This is a genomic window from Marinifilum sp., from assembly GCF_965230805.1.
Taxonomy (GTDB): domain Bacteria; phylum Bacteroidota; class Bacteroidia; order Bacteroidales; family Marinifilaceae; genus Marinifilum.
In genome coordinates, this window is sequence record NZ_OZ246019.1 from 607,073 (window position 1) to 626,136 (window position 19,064).

Annotated in this window: 19 protein-coding genes; 7 read left to right on the forward strand and 12 right to left on the reverse strand. The window is 34.2% G+C overall.

Annotated features, from left to right (window positions below; all coding sequences use genetic code 11):
• Positions 1-54: 54 nt before the first annotated feature.
• Both ACO05S_RS02245 and ACO05S_RS02250 read right to left on the reverse strand, forming a co-directional pair.
• Positions 55-447, reverse strand: coding sequence for a hypothetical protein (locus ACO05S_RS02245; protein WP_421919920.1), 393 nt, complete (start codon positions 445-447; stop codon positions 55-57).
• A gap of 156 nt (positions 448-603) precedes the next feature.
• Entirely contained in the window at positions 604-1,293 is a 690-nt protein-coding gene (locus ACO05S_RS02250) for a hypothetical protein (protein ID WP_421919921.1), read from the reverse strand.
• Positions 1,294-1,679: 386 nt separating this feature from the next.
• Here ACO05S_RS02250 and ACO05S_RS02255 point away from each other — a divergent pair, with 386 nt between their 5' ends.
• A complete protein-coding gene (locus tag ACO05S_RS02255; RefSeq protein ID WP_421919922.1) occupies positions 1,680-2,906 on the forward strand; it encodes a carboxypeptidase-like regulatory domain-containing protein in 1,227 nt (408 codons plus the stop codon).
• A 276-nt stretch (positions 2,907-3,182) separates the two neighbouring features.
• Here the strand turns inward: ACO05S_RS02255 and ACO05S_RS02260 are convergent, their stop codons facing one another.
• The 8 genes from ACO05S_RS02260 to nusB all read right to left on the reverse strand — a co-directional run bounded on the left by ACO05S_RS02260 (position 3,183) and on the right by nusB (position 8,611).
• The gene (locus tag ACO05S_RS02260; RefSeq protein WP_421919923.1) at positions 3,183-3,566 is read right to left on the reverse strand and encodes a GNAT family N-acetyltransferase; all 384 of its coding nucleotides are present in this window, start codon (positions 3,564-3,566) and stop codon (positions 3,183-3,185) included.
• A gap of 116 nt (positions 3,567-3,682) precedes the next feature.
• Positions 3,683-4,099 carry a DUF5606 domain-containing protein gene (locus tag ACO05S_RS02265; RefSeq protein WP_421919924.1) on the reverse strand — a complete coding sequence of 139 codons (417 nt, stop codon included), beginning with the start codon at positions 4,097-4,099 and terminating at the stop codon, positions 3,683-3,685.
• A gap of 91 nt (positions 4,100-4,190) precedes the next feature.
• Positions 4,191-4,910, reverse strand: a complete 720-nt coding sequence (locus ACO05S_RS02270) for a TerB family tellurite resistance protein (RefSeq protein ID WP_421919925.1) — start codon at positions 4,908-4,910, stop codon at positions 4,191-4,193.
• A 132-nt stretch (positions 4,911-5,042) separates the two neighbouring features.
• Complete coding sequence (gene coaE, locus ACO05S_RS02275) at positions 5,043-5,627, reverse strand: dephospho-CoA kinase (RefSeq protein WP_421919926.1); 585 nt, start codon at positions 5,625-5,627, stop codon at positions 5,043-5,045.
• A gap of 9 nt (positions 5,628-5,636) precedes the next feature.
• Complete coding sequence (locus ACO05S_RS02280) at positions 5,637-6,650, reverse strand: CdaR family protein (protein ID WP_421919927.1); 1,014 nt, start codon at positions 6,648-6,650, stop codon at positions 5,637-5,639.
• Between the two features lie 51 nt (positions 6,651-6,701).
• Positions 6,702-7,019: a preprotein translocase subunit YajC gene (gene yajC, locus ACO05S_RS02285; RefSeq protein WP_421919928.1), complete on the reverse strand. Its 318-nt coding sequence runs from the start codon at positions 7,017-7,019 to the stop codon at positions 6,702-6,704.
• A 63-nt stretch (positions 7,020-7,082) separates the two neighbouring features.
• Positions 7,083-7,538 (reverse strand): DUF1573 domain-containing protein, encoded by a 456-nt coding sequence (locus ACO05S_RS02290; protein ID WP_421919929.1) that lies wholly within the window; start codon positions 7,536-7,538, stop codon positions 7,083-7,085.
• Positions 7,539-7,660: 122 nt separating this feature from the next.
• Positions 7,661-8,611 carry a transcription antitermination factor NusB gene (nusB, locus tag ACO05S_RS02295; RefSeq protein WP_421919930.1) on the reverse strand — a complete coding sequence of 317 codons (951 nt, stop codon included), beginning with the start codon at positions 8,609-8,611 and terminating at the stop codon, positions 7,661-7,663.
• A 286-nt stretch (positions 8,612-8,897) separates the two neighbouring features.
• Here nusB and ACO05S_RS02300 point away from each other — a divergent pair, with 286 nt between their 5' ends.
• The 3 genes from ACO05S_RS02300 to ACO05S_RS02310 all read left to right on the forward strand — a co-directional run bounded on the left by ACO05S_RS02300 (position 8,898) and on the right by ACO05S_RS02310 (position 12,359).
• On the forward strand, positions 8,898-9,293 hold the full coding sequence (locus tag ACO05S_RS02300; RefSeq protein WP_421919931.1) for a DUF3276 family protein: 396 nt from the start codon (positions 8,898-8,900) through the stop codon (positions 9,291-9,293).
• A gap of 355 nt (positions 9,294-9,648) precedes the next feature.
• Positions 9,649-12,159, forward strand: coding sequence for a ferrous iron transport protein B (gene feoB, locus ACO05S_RS02305; RefSeq protein ID WP_421919932.1), 2,511 nt, complete (start codon positions 9,649-9,651; stop codon positions 12,157-12,159).
• Positions 12,156-12,359: a FeoB-associated Cys-rich membrane protein gene (locus tag ACO05S_RS02310; protein ID WP_421919933.1), complete on the forward strand. Its 204-nt coding sequence runs from the start codon at positions 12,156-12,158 to the stop codon at positions 12,357-12,359. Before feoB ends, ACO05S_RS02310 begins: the two co-directional genes overlap by 4 nt.
• Positions 12,360-12,470: 111 nt before the next feature.
• Here the strand turns inward: ACO05S_RS02310 and ACO05S_RS02315 are convergent, their stop codons facing one another.
• Positions 12,471-13,472, reverse strand: a complete 1,002-nt coding sequence (locus ACO05S_RS02315; RefSeq protein WP_421919934.1) for an ornithine carbamoyltransferase — start codon at positions 13,470-13,472, stop codon at positions 12,471-12,473.
• 94 nt (positions 13,473-13,566) lie between these two features.
• A complete protein-coding gene (gene arcC, locus ACO05S_RS02320) occupies positions 13,567-14,523 on the reverse strand; it encodes a carbamate kinase (protein WP_421919935.1) in 957 nt (318 codons plus the stop codon).
• A gap of 433 nt (positions 14,524-14,956) precedes the next feature.
• Here arcC and ACO05S_RS02325 point away from each other — a divergent pair, with 433 nt between their 5' ends.
• From ACO05S_RS02325 to ACO05S_RS02335, 3 genes are all read left to right on the forward strand, one after another.
• Positions 14,957-15,637 carry a hypothetical protein gene (locus ACO05S_RS02325; RefSeq protein ID WP_421919936.1) on the forward strand — a complete coding sequence of 227 codons (681 nt, stop codon included), beginning with the start codon at positions 14,957-14,959 and terminating at the stop codon, positions 15,635-15,637.
• 128 nt (positions 15,638-15,765) lie between these two features.
• Positions 15,766-18,165 (forward strand): DNA translocase FtsK 4TM domain-containing protein, encoded by a 2,400-nt coding sequence (locus tag ACO05S_RS02330; RefSeq protein WP_421919937.1) that lies wholly within the window; start codon positions 15,766-15,768, stop codon positions 18,163-18,165.
• Positions 18,166-18,217: 52 nt separating this feature from the next.
• Positions 18,218-18,859 carry a LolA family protein gene (locus ACO05S_RS02335; RefSeq protein WP_421919938.1) on the forward strand — a complete coding sequence of 214 codons (642 nt, stop codon included), beginning with the start codon at positions 18,218-18,220 and terminating at the stop codon, positions 18,857-18,859.
• The last annotated feature ends 205 nt before the right edge of the window (positions 18,860-19,064 follow it).

Genomic DNA, 19,064 nt, shown 5'->3' on the forward strand with positions numbered 1-19,064 from the left:
AATAAAAAAACGACCTCGCAAAGGAAACGGTATATATGTGTATTGGTTGAACTTTTATTTCACAAGCATAAAAACTACTTCTGATTTAATTACAGATGGTAATTCAATTTTACGAAGCTCTAAGCTTCTCATCCAACCTGCAATTTCATTTTCTCTTAAGCTGTATAATACCTCACGAAATTCATCAATCTGATCGTCGTTGTAGTCGTTCTCCTCGTAATTTTTGTAAGCATCTAATTCTTCGTCTTCGTAATAGATGATCTCCTCAGACATTTTATTCAGGATGTCGGTTTCGCAAATTTCATGCGCACCACAACATTCTTCCATTGGTTCCACTTTTTGCTCCTCTTCAACCTCCCCTTTAAGAGCCCTTAGTTTTTGTCCAATCCAGGTAGAAAAGAATGCAATTGCGGCAATCACAACCAATGATATCAATAAAACTTCCATGCCTGCAAATCTAAAAATTAAGATCTATTAAATCAAGATATATAGATATACTTTTAACAGAAGGCTTTCCTTTCTGCATATGCAGAATAACAAAACCATGCATCTCCAAATCTTATACAGTGATTCATGTTTTATATTTTTTAGGACATTTACATACTATTTCTTTCCTGTTGCCTTTTCGTATTGTTTCTCGAATAGATTTCTTTGATTGGTCATGAATTCAAGCTCCTCTTCCAATCTATTTTTCTCTTTACGAAGCCATCCCAGCTTGCCATCCTTTTCTTTAATTTGCTCCATTAAGGCTTTAATTTCTTGCTCTTTTGCGGCAACAGCTTCGTTCGATTTTTGCTTCTCAGTTTCGAGTTTTTTCTTGTCCCATTTAGCCTCAACACCAGCCTCTTTTATATCTTGTGCCAATTTGGTAGAATCGGATTTTAAGCTTTTTATTTGCCTTTTAAGATTAGCAATGGCTCCTTCGTTGCTACTATTCTGATTAATCAGATCGTGGTATTTACCCAAAGTTTCTTGTAGTCGCAACTTTAAGGCGGTAGTATCCGATGCCAGTCCCATTAATTCGGTACTCAACTCATCAATTTCAGTATTTTTTTTTGCATTGCTTTCTGCCATGCTATTTTTCATTTCGTTAAACTCAGCTAAAGTTTTATCCAGCTTAGAGTTTAACTCATTGATTTGCTTTTTCTTTTTCGAATTTTCTTTGTCCAAGGCCGATACTTTTGCATCACTTCGACGCTTTGCGTACTCAAGTTCTTCATATTTCTTTTTAGAAACAACACATGAAGTAAGCATCAAAGATGCCAAAGACAGAACAAGCAATTTACTTTTCATCTGGTTATATTTTTAATTTCGTAGCTAATTAATGAATCACTCAAACAGAATTACAAGCGAAGATATTTTTTATTCAACAAAAAATAAACATTTCCAGATAAAATTAACATTTTTTAAAGGGATAATCTCCTAATTCTCTTTTCTAGCATCTATATTAACATATCTTTGTATGTATTTCGAGATTATCCAATGGATTTATGGTTTCCATTTAAGCTCTGTAGGAGCGATAATTTAAAAGCACAAGGGCAAAGCCCTGTAAATAATATAAAATATAATCAAGCCAAAAGGGGCGAGACAAATATAAAGTACTATAAAAATAGATTTGGCAAAAAAATTGCTAAATGAGAAAAGTGAAGTTAATATCTAAAAAATCAATCCTACATATCATGCAAAGATTTAAATTAATAATTATAATGCTTTGTGCATTCTCACTTACGAGTTTTTCGCAGGAAAATGACAGCAAACAAAACAATTCGAGTATTATTAAAATTGTTGGAAAGCTTAGCAATAAACAAAACAATGAACCCATTCCATTTGCAAATGTTGGTGTAATTGGATCGTACATTGGTGCTGCATCGAATTTAGACGGGATTTTTGAATTTAAGATTCCAGGCAAATATCGCGAAAGAATGATTCAGGCTTCAGCAGTTGGGTTTTCTACATTTACAGCTAAGGTTGCCGATTGTGTATCGCAAGACACCCTCCAGATTGTATTAACACCTAAAAATTATAGCATTAAAGAGGTTGAGGTAATGGCAGAATCACTTGTTTTGCAAAAAAGAATAAAAACAGCTTTAGAGCGAATTCCCGACAATTATCTTCAAACGCCTTTCAACTACGATGTTTATTATAAATCGGAGAGATTTGAAAATAAAAAACTGAATAGATTGCGTGAAGCTGCAGTAAGAATTTACGATGACAAAGGTTATCAGCGTGCCGATGCTTACCAGGTTTTTAAAGAGCGCAGCTACAAGTTTCTTCAGGTGAGAAAAAACTTTGAACCAGCTTCTTTAGCCGATGGATCAACATTTTTGGATGAATTGCTAGAGATGGATATCGTAAGAAGTCGTGGCAATATTTTAAATGGTAACCATGTTGGCTTTTACGATTTAAAATTGGATCAGATTACAGAATATGAAAATGATTCGATATGGGTAATTAGCTACAAAAGTAAACGACCGATGCTAAGCAATACAGGAGATTACTATGCCAAAAGCTATTCAGGTAAGTTATACATCAAAACCAACGATTACGCGGTTATTAAGAACGAAACTAAGGTTGTTGCTACCAACTATTCTCCCCAAGGAAGAAGTTTTTATGTGAATGAAAATCGTCAAAAATGGAAGCCTTTAAAAATTGAGTATGATTTTAGCGTTACCTACAAGCAGCATTCCGGCAGATATTATTTGAGCTATGTAAATTACAAACGTCATCACAAACTGAAAGAAAAAGAAACTGGTATTTCAAAATCGCTTGATATCAATACAGAAATGTTAATTACTAAGATAAACACCGAAAATCCGGAAGTAATTGAAAAAAGAGCTTATTATGAGAATATGCCGTACGACAAAAAATTCTGGGAATCGTACAATATCATTTTCGATGGGAAATAGTCAATTTATTTAGAGACGCAAGATCTTACACCTCTATCTTTCAGTTCATACTAAAAAAACTTAGTTCGACAAAAAATATTGTCACAATTTGCACTGATTTTCTGTGGCAAACATTTTTAATCGAACTAAGTTTAATACAGCAGCTTAAAATCCGATTCAATCCCTCACAACTGCATAAACCATCTGATCCATAAAATGTCCATTTTTATAAATGGCTGATTTCTGTACAGATTCAAGCTCAAATCCTGCTTTTCCCAAAAAACAATACAAGAGGCTTTATTCTCTGAGAATACATAAACGAACAATTGGGATATTTTGAAAGGCTAATTCAACCATCTCTTTCACCACATTGGTCATTATTCCCTTATTCCAATATTCCTCACCCAACCAATATCCTAATTCAGCCGATTTTCGATAAACATCCTTTTGGCTTTCCACCCCAATTGCACCAATCACCACATCTTTAAGTGTAATTGCCAAATTATAGGAATCAATATTTCTGTTTGCAAAATAGATCCAATGCACAGCATCAGTGTAAGTGTATGGTTTAGGAAAACTATCCTTCAAGAATCTGGCTACAGCCGAATTGTCGGCGTATTTTACCAAACTATCTTCATCACTTTTTTGCCATTTTCGTAGCACTATATTAACCGATTCCATAACAAAGAATTTAAATTGATATGACTTACAACAATTAACTAGTTCTGGAAAATTTTAGTTCAGCAAAAAAAACGCCTTAAAAAATTAAGACGGTTTGTAATTATTTAGACTGAGCTCTAGTCTTCGGCACTTTCAACTTCTTCCTCTTTGTCAAGATTCTCGAGCAAGTTATTTTCTTGCAAAAGATTGTACCATTGGAATACTTTCTTCATATCTGACACATACACTCTATCTTCGTCGTAATTGGGTAAAATTTCTTCCATATATCCTTTCAATTCATTTCCTGAGGCTTTATGGCTAATTGCTTTTCCTCCGTTTTCTTTCTCTTTAATGCTTTTAAAAACGTCAGCCAAAGGCACATCTCCTTCATCGGTGAAAATTGCGATATCTTCCAAAGCACTAATTTTTGAAGTTGCATAAGCTGGCATTCTCTTCTTGTCAACCAACGATTCAACGATTATTGCATTTTTTGCATTCGACACCATTTTAAAAAGACCTGAATGTCCTGATATTGCTAATATTCCTTTCAACATAGTTTCATTTTTTAATTTTGGAAGCACAAATTTATAATTCCATTGTATTATATAAAATTATTTGGCTAAAAATAGTTGGGTTGATTTCAAATTAAGCAAAACCTCGCTCCTTTTTAATTTTCTCGAAGGCTTCGTTCACCTTCTGAAATTTTTCTTTAGCAGCCTCCTGAACATCTTCTCCCAGGTAACTAACCTTATCAGGATGATATTTTACAGCCATTTTTTTGTACGCCTTCTTGATTTCGTCATCCGTTGCATCCTTTGTTAATCCAAGAATCTTATAACTTGAATCTGTATCCTGAACAAACATGGACTTTATGGAAGAATAATCATTTCCTTGAATCCCCAAATAGTAAGATATTTTATCAATGAGGGCTTGCTCTGCACTCGAAACAGATCCGTCAGCCTGTGCAATCCCAAACAAGAAATGCATCAACTGCAATCTGGACGAATAATCAAGATTTGCTTGTACTTGTCTGCAAACGTCTTCAACCGGAATGTTTTGTTTTAAGATATCTTTCAACATTCCTACCGCCTCGGTAGCTCTTCCAACACCAAAGCTTTTCACCAAATTGGCTTTTACGTAATCCAGTTCCGAGCGAAGCACTTTACCGTCGGCTTTCATAACTCCCCCCGCAAGTACTAACAAACTCATAAGAAAATCCCCCTGACGTGTTTGACCTGCAACCCTCCCGCTTTCAATTTCAATTGTATCAAAAGCTGATCCTACAAGGTATCCAATCACCCCACCAAGTGGTCCTAAAAAAGCCCAACCCAATCCTCCGGCTATCCATTTTCCATATTTACCCATAAGTGGCAATTCATTTTAATCATTAAAGAAATCTGGTAAATTATCCCAGAAAGCCCTAAAGATAGTATTATTAAGAATGATTAACAGATTTATCGCAAAACCTTAACAAAGTTTAACAGCTTGGATTCACGGTCATGATAAAATCAGCAATTCATCATGAATTTTCATGATTTGAGGAAGAATTAGCTCTGAATTGTTATAAATCACAAAATCCGATTTTTCTATTTTATCACTTTCGCTAAGCTGATTTTTCATTCGTCCTTTAACCGCTTTAGCATCCATACCATCGCGTTTCATCACACGTTGAATTCTTATTTCTTCATCCGCTGTAACGCAAATTATCTTATCGAAGTTTTTATACAAGCCTGTATCGAATAGTATTGCTGATTCCTGAATTACAAATGGCGATTGCTGTTTTTCGCTCCATTCTTGAAAATGCTTTCTAACAACGGGATGAACAATCGCATTCACATCTTGAAGTGCATGGGGGTTATTAAAAATAAGACCTGAAAGATATTTTCGATTTAGTGATAAATCATGATGGTAAACCTCTGTGCCAAATTTTTCGATCAACTGATTTCTGATTTCATTACTTTGCACCATTAGATGCTTGGCCTCCATATCAGAAACATATACAGGAATCTGCAACAATTTAAATACTTCGGCCACCATAGATTTTCCGGTGCCAATTCCGCCAGTTAAACCAATTTTAAGCATGGTATATTCTTATTGCATCGAGTTGCGTTTCTCAATCAGGAACGTAACAGCTTGAGGATAAAATCTCACATTGGAAACAAAATCGGGATTGCACTTAAGCTCTACCTTTAATTTATTTCCATCCCCACGCACAGCGTCCAAATAATCAACTCTTGCATCAAAATGATCCTCAGTAATATTTTCATATTTATTTAGCCCCACAAAGTAAGATAGTTTCACATCCGCAGGAAACAATCTCAACAAAACAGAATCAGGTAAATTATCTACTTTAATTGGTATGTTTTTATTTGCCTCTGTAAATCGCTCAACTGGTATACTCACTTTAATCTTTTTAGGAGAATAACTAAGTCCTTCAATCTTGATGAAGTCAATTTGCTTCTCAACACTTTTGTTCAAGCCAGATAATTTTAACTGCTCAGTTTTAGCAGCATGCACCGAATCGAGCATGGATTGGGGACCGTTTACCAATACGCTATCAAACTCGGGAAGAACTGCACCAGCTTGCATAAACTGTTGCTCGAAATTTAGATTTAAATCTAGAATTACGGGTATTTTTTTTTCCAAAATTGGAGAAAATTCAAATTTGATTGTATCGGGACTGATAGTTTCCAAACGAATACCAGTGGAAAGTTCTTGTTGAATTCTGCCTTGAATATTTGAAGTAAGCAAATTATAGGTAATCTGTGAGCTTCCTTCAATTCTATTGTTGGTATAGTTGTTTACGTCGAAAGGATTTGATAAAAAAGCTGTGCTAAATTTGTAACGAAACAGATCAAAACCATAGGCATTTACACGCAAATGTAATTTTTCGGGAAGATCATTGGTCAACACCTTGTCCTTGGGAAAATTCATATAATACACCGGATAATTAATACTTGTTGTATATTCTTTACTCAGCGCATTCAAAAACCAAAATATAGTTGATAAACCAACAAAGAACAAATACACCAAGAGTTTTTTGTTCGATGTTATTTTTTCTTTGTTAAAATATCCTTTTAGTTTCTGAAGATCAATCTTTTTCAAGGTTCTTAAAGTTTAGAAAAGCTGTGCCCTATTTAGGCACAGCTAGATAAATTATTTTTGAGCAACGTCACCCATATCTTTAACAACCGCAGCTTTATCAACTTTTAAACGGTTTTGACCTTCAACTTCCATAATAATCGTACGTTCCTGAATCTCTAGTACTTTTCCGTAAATACCTCCAGTAGTTACAATTTTATCACCCTTTTTCAATTCTTCGCGAAATTTTCTTAATTCTTTCTGTTTTTTCATCTGAGGACGAATCATGAAGAAATAAAAAACTACGATAATTAACGCAAGCATAATGAAAGAGCCATAAGGGTTTTGACCTTCTGCAGGCTGAGTCATCAATAAGATGTTTAGCATATTCATTTCAATCCAAATTTAATGGTCTTTCGACCGATTTATTTTAAAAATTACAAATCATTCAAATAGTTATTCCACATCAGCTGTTATAATCAGCTTTTTCTTTTTTTGTAATGTATTGCTGTAAATGGTAATTGTCTTGTATTGTTTACCATGTCGTCCTTTTGAATTGAACTCAATGGTAATTTTCGATTCCTCACCTACTTTAATAGGCTTTTTCTTCCATTGAAAACTAGCACACCCGCATCCACTTTCAATATTTCTAATGATCAGGTCATTTTCTCCTACATTTTTAAAGTAGAAATCACAAACCCCGATTTCTCCTTCCGAAATCTTCCCAAATTTATGTAATTCTTTAGTAAACTCAAACTTAGGATACTTGCCTGATTTTATTTTTTTTGATTGCTTAAGATGATTCGAATTAGCCTGCTTCGAAGAGTTTCCGACACAAGCAAAAATCAGCAAAGAAAGTAATAAAACGGATAATCCTAAACGACTACTATATTTAAATTTAATCTCTTTCATACATTGATTTTCGGATCTCGAAAGTACAAAAAAATCGACTAATTTATTCATATTGGATCATGTAACATGAAAATGCGCAATCCTAAAGAACTGCGCATTTTAATTATCGGTTAAAATTCAGACTACACTTCTCCAACAAGCCCTCTTCCAACTTTCTTAACTTTGCCGTTTTCTTTTAACTCTTTCACCAACTTGTCAAGTATACCATTTATAAAATTACTTGAATTAGATGTGCTATAATATTTGGCTATTTCAAGATATTCGTTAAAACTAACCTTCACTGGCACATTTGGAAACTCTTTCAGTTCAGTAAGCGCTAACTCCATAATAAGGATATCCATAAATGCAATTCGATCCAGATCCCAATTTTTTGTGTTCGTTTGAATCATCTCCATATGCTCGGTATGATTTAAGATTGTTTTACGGAAAAGTGTTTTCACGTAATCTTCATCCTCATCATCTTTAAAGAGAGACATAATTGAGTGGTACTTATCATCATTTTCCTTAAATCCTTTAATGGTTTTGATTACCATACTGATGACAAATTCAACTTCATCATTCCAGTAAATACTTTTCTCTTCGATTAAGGAATAAAAATCTTCATCAGCCGCCACTAAAGTCTGAAAAAATTTCTCCACAAACTTTTTATCATCCTGATGCGAAGACTCTTCTTCATTCATGTAATTAATATACAAATCAGATTTAACCAACTTATCAAATAACAATCTAATGTAATCTTCCTGATCCGTCCAAGTAATGGTATTAGATTCAGCATAGCTTTTCAATTGGATATTCTCAGCCAATTGTCTGATCACTTTGTTATCGATAAACTTGGTATTGGGATTAAGATCCTCTTGTGTAGGAATAATTTTAGCTTTAGCTGCTTCAATCCTTTTCTCTGAAACAAATGCCAGTTCTACAATCAGTAGAAGCAAATAATGATACAAATCGTAAGCTTTTCCAATACTGAAAAATAATTCCTTTTCAGCTTTTGCAATTGTGCGATCCTGATTCTTATAGTACGCATACAACAATTGCAGTACTTTAACTCGAAGCAATCTTCTACTAATCATATCCTTAAAGAACTTTTACAAATTTGTTATTGTGGCTGCAAAATTAGACTTTTTTTGTAAGTCAGCAAGTAAATCTCAAAAAAACAGATTCAAAAATAAAAGACCAAAGCGTCCTATTTTTAACATATAACAAGGAACGCTAAGTCTATAATACCCAACTTAAAAGGTTTGCATACTGAATTTAAATTACTCTTATTCGATAATAAATTGCTAACTCTTAGCAATTAGTACTCAGATTTTTTTATTTTTGGAAATAATAAACAGAATAAATAAAAATTTATTTGAAATGGAAGGTTACGACAATAAAGGAGGATATGAAAAAAAAAAGCGCAACGAAATATTTTCGACTGCGGTTAAGGCTGGAAAAAGAACGTACTTCTTTGATGTAAAGGCAACAAGGAAAAACGACTATTACTTAACAATTACTGAAAGCAAAAAACGTTTCGATAAAGAAGGAAATTATTCTTACGAAAAGCACAAAATATTCCTATACAAAGAAGATTTCGAGAAATTCTCTGAAGGACTTTTTGATGCTCTTGATTTTATCAAGTCTGCCGATGGTGAGTCAAAAGAGGTTGAAGAAATTTTCGTAACCAACGAAGAAAATACAAACTCAGAGTTAATTAATGGCCTAGAAACTGAAGCCTACTCAAATGTTGAGTTTGAAGATTTATCAGAATAAAAATCAACTCCCCGTACAGAAAAAGCTGCTTAAATCAAAGCAGCTTTTTTTTGATTCTTTAAATATCGTATTAATTAATAAAGCAAAACCGTTACTTTTGCGCAAGGACATATTTTTATTAAGTCCAGTAAACAACAAACAAGCATACCACACCAAATATTTATTAGCTATTACAGCAAGAAGTTTATTATAAAATACCTATTAGTAGGGATTGCGAATCATGAATTTTTCCTATACGTTTGACCACACGTTTAGGAAGGGTGTTATTGATTTTGTATTGGCTTTGTAAGAATCACTAAGCTTACAGGTCAATTGGATTGTTTGCAGAATATTGTTTTAAGGAAATTAAGAACGAATGAAGCTATCTGAGTTAACAGATAATCAAAAAGGAATAATTACAAAAGTAAATGGGCACGGTGCATTTCGCAAAAGAATTACCGAAATGGGCTTTATAAAAGGTAAAAAAGTTACTGTTATTAAAAATGCCCCTTTAAAGGATCCCGTTGAATACGAAATAATGGGATATGAAGTTTCCTTGCGAAGAAGTGAAGCATCTCTTATTGAAATCATTACTGAAAAAGATTCATGTAAAGTTAAGATTTCTGAATTTGAAGGAGTCTTCAGTGATGAGACTTTAAAAATATCAACAAAAGAAAAAGGAAAAAAAATAAATGTTGCACTGGTAGGCAACCCCAACTCGGGTAAAACAACACTATTTAATCATGCTTCAGGATCCAAGGAACATGTGGGCAATTATAGCGGCGTAACAGTTGATTCCAAACAGGCTAAGGTAAAACAAAACGGATATCATTTTGATGTTACCGATTTACCTGGAACTTATTCCTTAACTGCTTATACACCCGAAGAACTATTTGTCCGAAAGTACATATTAAATGAGCGTCCTGATGTTGTAATTAATGTTGTAGATGCTTCGAACCTTGAGAGAAACCTATATTTAACAACTCAGCTAATTGATATGGATATAAAGGTAATTGTTGCCTTAAACATGTATGATGAGTTGAATAAAATTGGAGATGAATTTGATTACATGGTATTATCAAAAATGCTTGGAATCCCTTTTATTCCTACAATAGGTTCCAAAGGAAAGGGAACAAAAGAGCTTTTCGACAAAGTGATTGATGTTTATGAAGAAAAAGATCCTATTGTTCGCCATATTCACATTAATTATGGAAAAAACGTAGAGAGTGCTATCGGAAAAATTCAAAATCATATAAATAAAGATGAACGATTATCATCAAGCATGTCGCCTAGATTCCTTGCGATTAAATTATTGGAAAACGACCACAGTGCAAAACATATCATACAGCATAGTGATTACCACTTTGATTTAAAAGAACAAGCAAAAAAAGAGAGAAGCAAAATTGAAAAAGAGTTTGGCGAGGACTGTGAAACCGTTATTACCGATTCGAAATATGGTTTTATTGAAGGAGCTTTAAAAGAAACCTACAAAGAAAGTCCATCGAAAAGGCGAAGAAAATCAACACTCATTGATTCTTTTATCACTCATAAGCTATTTGGCTTTCCGATATTTCTGTTCTTTATGTACCTCACATTCTTTGCCACATTTAATCTTGGCGAATACCCAATGGGTTGGATAGAATTAGGTGTTGACGGACTTGGTAATCTGGTTGACAGTTTAATGCCCGAAGGTCCATTAAAAGACCTAATAATTGATGGAATTATTGGCGGAGTTGGCGGTGTAATTGTTTTTCTGCCTAATATTTTAATCCTGTTTTTCTTTATATCCTTTATGGAAGACACAGGGTACATGGCACGAGCTGCATTTATTATGGACAAATTAATGCATCAGCTAGGCTTACACGGCAAATCATTTATTCCATTGGTTATGGGATTTGGATGTAATGTACCCGCCATGATGGCGACCAGAACATTAGAAAACAGAAACGACAGAATTCTTACCATGATGATTATTCCTTTTATGTCGTGCAGTGCTCGTTTACCCGTTTACATCCTAATTATTGGTACATTTTTCCCTGCGAACGCCACACTTGTTCTTTTTGGCATTTATTTGCTAGGAATTGTTTTGGCTGTTTTGTTTGCAAAAATTTTTAAAGCCAGCTTCTTTAAATCAAAAGAAGCTCCATTTGTTATGGAGTTGCCTCCATACAGAATGCCTACTCTTAAAGCCACAATAAGACACATGTGGAGTAAAGGAGTTGAGTATCTCAAAAAAATGGGTGGAGTAATTCTGATTGCATCTGTTATTATTTGGGCATTGGGATACTTTCCAATGGAAGTTGAGTATTCTAAAGATTACGATCAGCTAATTGCACAAACTAAGGCAAATCTGGACACAAAGATAAAAGGAGCATATCCTTCTGAAATAAAGCTCTGCCAGCAAGAAAGCGATGCTACCATTGCCAATTTAAAAAACAACAAACTGGAAGAAAAACAAGAAAAATCTTACATAGGGAGAATTGGCCAATTTGTAGCTCCGGTGGTTCATCCTCTAGGCTTTGACTGGAAAATGTCAGTTAGTATTCTAACTGGTATTGCTGCAAAAGAAGTTGTTGTAAGTACAATGAGTGTGCTTTACCAGGAAGGTGAAGGCAGCGACGAATCTAGTGAAGGGTTGAGAAATAAATTAAGAGAACAAGAATTTACAGGATCTTATCGAACCGGAGAAAAGGTTTTTAATAACCTATCCGCTCTTTCATTTCTGATTTTTATTTTAATTTATTTTCCATGTGTAGCCGTTGTGGCAGCAATTGGTAAAGAAGCAAATTGGAAGTGGGCAGCATTTGTTGTATTTTATACCACCACATTGGCTTGGATGGTTTCATTTGCAGTGTATCAATTAGGAAATTTAATCTTTCAACTATGAATTTGCAGTTAATTTTAACATATCTAATCATATTATATGCAGTTGCATACACCTGTTATCAGTTTGTACGTTTAATTCGAAAACAGAAAAAATCAGCTTGTGGTGGTGGAAGTTGCAGTGGTTGTGATTTTAAAAAGGAACTAAATAAGAAAGGAATTCAATTTGCAAAAGACACAAACCTAACATATCTTAAAAATTGAAAACCATTTAAAAGCTATACTTTATTACACTACTAATGAAAAAATATATCATAACACATAAAAAAAGGAACAGACACATCTGCTCCTTTTTTATATTACGAATTAAAGTTGCTATGCTCCCAATGTAGCAACCATAACAGCTTTAATAGTATGTAAACGGTTTTCTGCTTCATCAAATACAATAGACGCTGAAGATTCGAAAACATCCTCAGTAACTTCGATACCATCCATACCAAACTTCTGGTAAACTTCTTCACCAACCTTAGTTTCTCTGTTGTGGTAAGCAGGAAGACAGTGCATAAATTTACACTTTTCATTACCGGTCATAGCCATTGTTTCTTTATTTACCTGATATGGTTTCAACAAGTCAATTCTCTCCTTCCAAACTTCATCTGGCTCACCCATTGATACCCAAACATCAGTATATAAGAAATCACAACCTTTAACACCTTCTTCAGTGTTATCAGTAACAGTAACCTTCGCACGCGTTTCTTTAGCAATTTCAAGACATTGAGCAACCAATTCTTCTTCCGGGTGAAGATTTTTAGGTCCAACAATTCTTACATCCATACCCATTTTAGCAGCACCTACCATTAATGAGTTAGCCATATTGTTTCTAGCATCACCTAAATAAGCGAAAGAAACTTGGTGTAATGGTTTGTCACAATGTTCCATCATTGTAAGGAAATCAGCTAATATTTGTGTTGGGTGAAATTCATCAGTTAAACCATTCCATACAGGAACACCAGCATGCTTAGCTAACTCTTCAACAACAGTTTGACCAAATCCACGGTACTCAATACCATCATACATACGACCTAAAACACGTGCAGTATCAGCCATAGATTCTTTAACACCAATCTGAGATCCAGAAGGTCCCAAATAAGTTACATGAGCTCCCTGATCGTAAGCTGCTGTTTCGAAGGCACAACGCGTACGAGTAGAAGACTTCTCAAAAATCAAAGCAATGTTCTTACCTTTCATGGTTTGAACCTCGTTACCAGCATATTTAGCTCTTTTTAAATCTCTTGCAAGATCCAACATGTACTGAATTTCTTTTGGAGAAAAATCCAAAAGCTTCAAAAAACTTCTGTTTTTAAGATTGAAAGCCATTGTTATAATTTTTTATAGGTATAAACAAATATTCGTCAAAAGTAGAATCTTGAACCAACATAACAAAGTAAAGAAACAAGATTCTTAGTTTATTTTAGTTTTCGTACTCCATTGTAATTTTACTACCATACTTTCTGTCTTCAAGCTTAGTAGCTTCAGTAATTACTGACTTCTTACCTCCATTCTGAATAAACTCAAGACAAGCCCTGATTTTTGGGGCCATACTACCTTCTGCAAACTGTCCATCTTTCAGTAATTCAACAGTATCTTCGTAGTTCAAGAATTCAAGAACCTCTTCGTTTGGCTGCTTGAAATTTTTGTAGATATATGGCACATCAGTCAGAATATAAAACTCATCAGCTTTAATTCTTGCACCAATCAATGCAGAAGCCAAGTCTTTATCAATTACTCCTTCAACAGGACAAATTTGCCCTTCAACATCCTCATAGACAGGCACACCACCACCACCAACAGTAATAACGATATTGCCTTCACGAGCAAGTTTTGATACAATCTCCTCGTTCATCACACGCATTGGTTTTGGCGAAGGAACAACTCTTCTCCATCCTCCATCAGCTTTTACTTCTTCTTTAAAAATCCAACCCTTATCAGCATTCAATACATCAGCCTCCTCTTTGGTATATATTTTCCCTACACGTTTAGTTGGATTTTCAAATGCTGGATCATCTTTATCGACCACGACTTGTGTAACCAAAGTAATTACATCCTTCTTGATACCATGCTTCTTTAGGATATTTCTTAAGTTACGTTCAATCATGTATCCAATTCCGCCCTGCGAATCGGCAACATCAATATCCAAGGGCATTTGAGGAATATTGTACAATTGCTCTCCTGCGTCATTTCTCATTAGAATATTTCCAACTTGTGGACCATTACCATGAGCCAAAACAATATCATATCCTTCTTTGATAAGAAAAATCAAATTTTCTAAAGTATCTGTTGTATTTTCATTTTGCTCTTCAACAGTACCTTTCTGATTGCCTCGAAGCAAGGCATTACCTCCTAAAGCTACAACTGCTAATTTATTCATTACTTTTTGCTTTATGTTTTTCTTGTTAGTTTGCAAAACTAAAAAAATAAATTACAAAATAAGAAATTTTCCATTTTTTTGATTTTTTTTCAGACTCTGTTTTTCAAGGCATTACAGACGCATTTACTTTACTGTTTAATAGTAAAACTCCTAAAATCATGAAATTCAAACTGAACTGAAACCCAAACAACACTCGTTTGCAAACATCCAATTAAACACTGCTGTTATGTTTAGATATTACTCCTTTCTAATTTTAAACGCTTCTACATTAATTTCAGATTTAGAACCAAAAATATCCATGTTCGTAAAATTTTTCAATCTCTTAAGAAAACAAGGCTTATTTTTTAACATTTATTCTAGGATGTTTTCCTACATTTAGGCAATCTTGATGAACTAGAGACGCATTATTATTTATATCTAACCCAATTACTTTATGAGGCTAAGTGTAATCATATTTTTATCAGTACTAATCTTAAATTCTTGCAATAATAGATCAGGAAACCAAAAAAATGTTGATGAAGGAATAATTAAATACAATGTGAGTTACTTAGCCTGTGAAAAAGAAAACCCAATCGTTGCTCTTCTGCCCAATAATGTAGAATTGCGTTTTAAAGAAAATAACATCAGCCTGACCTCGGTAGGTTATTTAGGATTCTTTAGTACCAAGTTCATTTCAAATTTCGATTGCGAAAAAAGTCATATTCTGCTAAAGGTTTTAGATAAGAAATATAATTACGAGTTCCCAAAGGACGAAGTAGCCTTTATTTACAATCAATTACCTCCTGTAAAGATTAAGCATTTGGATGAAACCAAAACAATTGCAGGTTACGATTGTAAAGTGGCAAAGCTTTTTTTCAAAGATCAAACAATAAACCCTATTAAAGTTTCGTATACAGAAGAAATTGGTCTTGCTGATCCAAACAGAAATACCCCTCTTCATGAAATAAAAGGTGTTTTGTTGGAATTTGAAACTACCATGAATAAAATTAAAACAAGGTTTACTGCTGAAAATGTCAGTCTGGAAGTAATCAATCCGGAAGAATTTGTTGTTCCAAAAGATTATATAATCTCAGATAAAGCCACGTTAAAAAAATATCTTGTAGATTTCAATTAGTTATAAATGATTTAGCACAAAATTATCTTTCGAGTACGGTTTAAGTTGAGGATTTACGAGCCATTTTTATTACTTTTACATAAATTTCGCAACAGCGTGACACACTGAACACCCTGAAAAATAAACGGATGGCTGCAAAAAAAAAATCAAATACCAAAACTAAATCCAGAAGAAAAATATTTTCAAAACCTAAATTTTTAACTGACGAAAGAACACGCTTTATTATAGGAATTGGGCTTTCACTTTTTACCATCTACACAAGTCTGGCCTTTGTATCTTTTTTCTTTACAGGAGGTGCTGATCAAAGTAAACTTGATATCAGATGGCTTGAGCTGATTACTGATTCTGAGATTCGGGTTGAAAATTGGACAGGTAAAACAGGAGCATATCTCTCAAATTTATTCATCAACAAAGGATTTGGGATTGCATCATTTGCTTTTCTGTATGTGATGCTCGTTCTTTCATTGCGCACTTGGGGAGTAAAAATCCAATCACTTAGAAAAAGCATTCTATATACTGTACTTTTTAGTATATGGTTCTCTATTGGAATGGCATTTGTCTTTGTTGACTCTACAAGCGATTCTTTTCTTTTTCTTGGTGGGGTTCATGGTTTTTTTATTAGCGAATGGCTGGTATCAATTGTCGGAAGCGTTGGAACCTTATTCCTTTTAATATTAGCTCTGCTATGCATATTAACATTCGGTTTTAAAAACACAGTTGTTTTCTTTAAAAGATTAGTGAAAAGAAAAGCAAAATCAGAAACACCAATCCAGAAAGGTGGAAAACTCGAAGAAATCAACGAGGAAAATTCAAAGCAGTTAAATACAGATGAACAATCAATAGAAGAACAAGTTAATTTCGAACCTGAAGTAATTTTAACAAGCGAACCAGAAATTCAATCAGATCCTATAGATGAGTCGGAATCAGAGAAAGCAACAAATGACGATGATGTAGAATTAAAAATCGAAACCATACGTGCCCAAGAGGAGACTGTTCCGATTAATCAAGAACCACTGGAGGATTTTGACCCAACTCTGGATCTTTCCCGATACAAGTTTCCGACAATCGACTTGTTGGAAGATCACCAAATAAACAATTCGGTGGTGAGCAAAGAAGAATTGGAATCCAATAAGAATAAAATTGTTGAAACCCTTCGTCACTATAAGATTGAGATTGTACAAATTAAGGCTACAATTGGTCCAACTGTAACCTTATACGAAATTGTTCCGGCACCTGGCGTTCGCATTTCCAAAATCAAAAATCTGGAAGATGATATTGCTTTAAGCTTATCGGCACTTGGCATTCGTATTATTGCACCAATTCCAGGAAAGGGAACTATTGGTATTGAAGTTCCGAACAGAACTCCTGAAATTGTATCGATGAAAAATATTATTGCTTCGAAAAAATTCCAGGAATCAAAATTTGCCCTTCCTGTTGCATTAGGAAGAACCATTTCTAACGAAACTTATACCCTAGATCTGACCAAGATGCCACACCTTTTGGTTGCCGGTGCTACCGGACAAGGTAAATCGGTTGGGTTAAATGCAATTATTACTTCCTTGCTATATAAAAAGCACCCTTCTCAATTGAAATTTGTTTTGATCGATCCCAAAAAGGTTGAATTAAGCATTTATTCTACTATTGAGAAACATTTTCTGGCCAAACTCCCTGATGAAGAGGAGCCAATCATTACAGATATTCACAAAGTTATCACTACACTAAATTCTTTATGTATTGAAATGGACTCTCGTTATGATCTTCTAAAAAAAGCACATGCGAGAAATATCAAGGAATATAATGCAAAGTTTGTCAAAAGGAAGTTAAATCCAGAAAATGGACACAGATACTTGCCTTATATTGTTGTTATAATTGATGAATTTGCCGATTTAATAATGACTGCTGGTAAAGAAGTTGAAGCACCAATAGCAAGAATTGCACAGCTTGCTCGTGCAATTGGAATCCATATGATTATTGCAACACAAAGACCTTCTACCAATATCATTACGGGTGTCATTAAAGCCAACTTCCCTGCGCGAATAGCCTTTAAGGTGGCCTCAATGATTGACTCAAGAACGATTTTAGATAGTCCGGGAGCCAACCAACTAATAGGACGAGGTGATATGTTGGTTTCAATAAGTAGCGATTTGGTGCGTGTACAATGTGCGTTTGTTGATACTCCGGAAGTAGAGGCAATTGCTGATTTTATTAAAGATCAGCAATCCTACCCTACTGCTTTAATGTTACCTGAATATGTTGGGGAATCGTCGGAAAGCAGCTCCGGAGACATTGACCTTCAAAAACGGGATGCCTTATTCGAAGAAGCTGCCCGATTGGTGGTAAGTTCGCAACAAGGTTCAACATCTGGAATACAAAGAAGATTCTCAATAGGTTACAACCGCGCTGGAAGAATTGTAGATCAATTAGAAGCTGCCGGAATCGTTGGACCATTTGAAGGAAGTAAAGCTCGCCAGGTACTAGTTCAAGATGAATATTCTTTAGAACAATTACTGAATAACATTTCGAATTAGGTATGGCACAATAATTGAATAAAAAATCGAAAAAATAATAAAATCAGAAAAAATGAAAAACTTTTTTTGTTTCCTCTTATTAGGACTTATTAGTCTAAACCTGGCAGCACAAGATGCAAAAGCCAAAGCTATACTAGATAAAGTATCAGAAATCAACAAGCAATACAAAAGCATTAAAGCTGAGTTTATCTTTTCTATGGATAACGAAGAAGAGGATATTCATGAAATTTCGGAGGGAAGCATCCTGCTTAAAGAAAACAAGTATAAGTTACAATTAATGGGTGTTGACACTTATTTCGATGGCACAACAATGTATTCTCATATTATTGATGCCGAAGAGGTAAGCATTAAAGAGCCTGACGAAGACGAAGACGAATCTTTGAATCCTGCAAAAATCTTTTCGATTTACGAAAATGGTTTTACCTTTAAATATGTAAATGAAATAAATGAAAATGGTGTGAAACTGCATGTTATCGACTTGTTTCCTTCTGATACAGAACGTGGTTTTACACACATCAGATTAAAAATCGATAAAACTACAAATCAAATTAAAGCATTAAAATCGGTTGGGAAAGATGGAAATAATGTGAGCATTACTCTTAAAAAACTAACTCCTAATGTTACATTAAGCGATATGGATTTTGTTTTTGATACTGCTGCAAATCCTGATGTTGATATTAATGATATGAGATAAAATATTGTTCTTTCCAGAAGTGAATGAATCCTCTGTTTGCACAGGGGATTTTTGTGTCCATTTGATGTGATATCTATACCAATTAAAATGGTTGATAATAATTCAAGATCGCTATACCATTTCTATAACAAAAGTTTCGATGTACCTCTTGTTAAAATTGCAAGCTTGCATACTTGATTTGACAATTTTCTCATCTAAAAGAAAG

What these genes read in the sequence shown, in the direction of transcription:
- ACO05S_RS02245 (WP_421919920.1), bottom strand. Translation starts at nt 447, where the DNA reads ATGGAAGTTTTATTGATATCATTGGTTGTGATTGCCGCAATTGCATTC.
- ACO05S_RS02250 (WP_421919921.1), bottom strand. Translation starts at nt 1,293, where the DNA reads ATGAAAAGTAAATTGCTTGTTCTGTCTTTGGCATCTTTGATGCTTACT.
- ACO05S_RS02255 (WP_421919922.1), top strand. Translation starts at nt 1,680, where the DNA reads ATGCAAAGATTTAAATTAATAATTATAATGCTTTGTGCATTCTCACTT.
- ACO05S_RS02260 (WP_421919923.1), bottom strand. Translation starts at nt 3,566, where the DNA reads ATGGAATCGGTTAATATAGTGCTACGAAAATGGCAAAAAAGTGATGAA.
- ACO05S_RS02265 (WP_421919924.1), bottom strand. Translation starts at nt 4,099, where the DNA reads ATGTTGAAAGGAATATTAGCAATATCAGGACATTCAGGTCTTTTTAAA.
- ACO05S_RS02270 (WP_421919925.1), bottom strand. Translation starts at nt 4,910, where the DNA reads ATGGGTAAATATGGAAAATGGATAGCCGGAGGATTGGGTTGGGCTTTT.
- coaE (WP_421919926.1), bottom strand. Translation starts at nt 5,627, where the DNA reads ATGCTTAAAATTGGTTTAACTGGCGGAATTGGCACCGGAAAATCTATG.
- yajC (WP_421919928.1), bottom strand. Translation starts at nt 7,019, where the DNA reads ATGAATATGCTAAACATCTTATTGATGACTCAGCCTGCAGAAGGTCAA.
- ACO05S_RS02290 (WP_421919929.1), bottom strand. Translation starts at nt 7,538, where the DNA reads ATGAAAGAGATTAAATTTAAATATAGTAGTCGTTTAGGATTATCCGTT.
- nusB (WP_421919930.1), bottom strand. Translation starts at nt 8,611, where the DNA reads ATGATTAGTAGAAGATTGCTTCGAGTTAAAGTACTGCAATTGTTGTAT.
- ACO05S_RS02300 (WP_421919931.1), top strand. Translation starts at nt 8,898, where the DNA reads ATGGAAGGTTACGACAATAAAGGAGGATATGAAAAAAAAAAGCGCAAC.
- feoB (WP_421919932.1), top strand. Translation starts at nt 9,649, where the DNA reads ATGAAGCTATCTGAGTTAACAGATAATCAAAAAGGAATAATTACAAAA.
- ACO05S_RS02310 (WP_421919933.1), top strand. Translation starts at nt 12,156, where the DNA reads ATGAATTTGCAGTTAATTTTAACATATCTAATCATATTATATGCAGTT.
- ACO05S_RS02315 (WP_421919934.1), bottom strand. Translation starts at nt 13,472, where the DNA reads ATGGCTTTCAATCTTAAAAACAGAAGTTTTTTGAAGCTTTTGGATTTT.
- arcC (WP_421919935.1), bottom strand. Translation starts at nt 14,523, where the DNA reads ATGAATAAATTAGCAGTTGTAGCTTTAGGAGGTAATGCCTTGCTTCGA.
- ACO05S_RS02325 (WP_421919936.1), top strand. Translation starts at nt 14,957, where the DNA reads ATGAGGCTAAGTGTAATCATATTTTTATCAGTACTAATCTTAAATTCT.
- ACO05S_RS02330 (WP_421919937.1), top strand. Translation starts at nt 15,766, where the DNA reads ATGGCTGCAAAAAAAAAATCAAATACCAAAACTAAATCCAGAAGAAAA.
- ACO05S_RS02335 (WP_421919938.1), top strand. Translation starts at nt 18,218, where the DNA reads ATGAAAAACTTTTTTTGTTTCCTCTTATTAGGACTTATTAGTCTAAAC.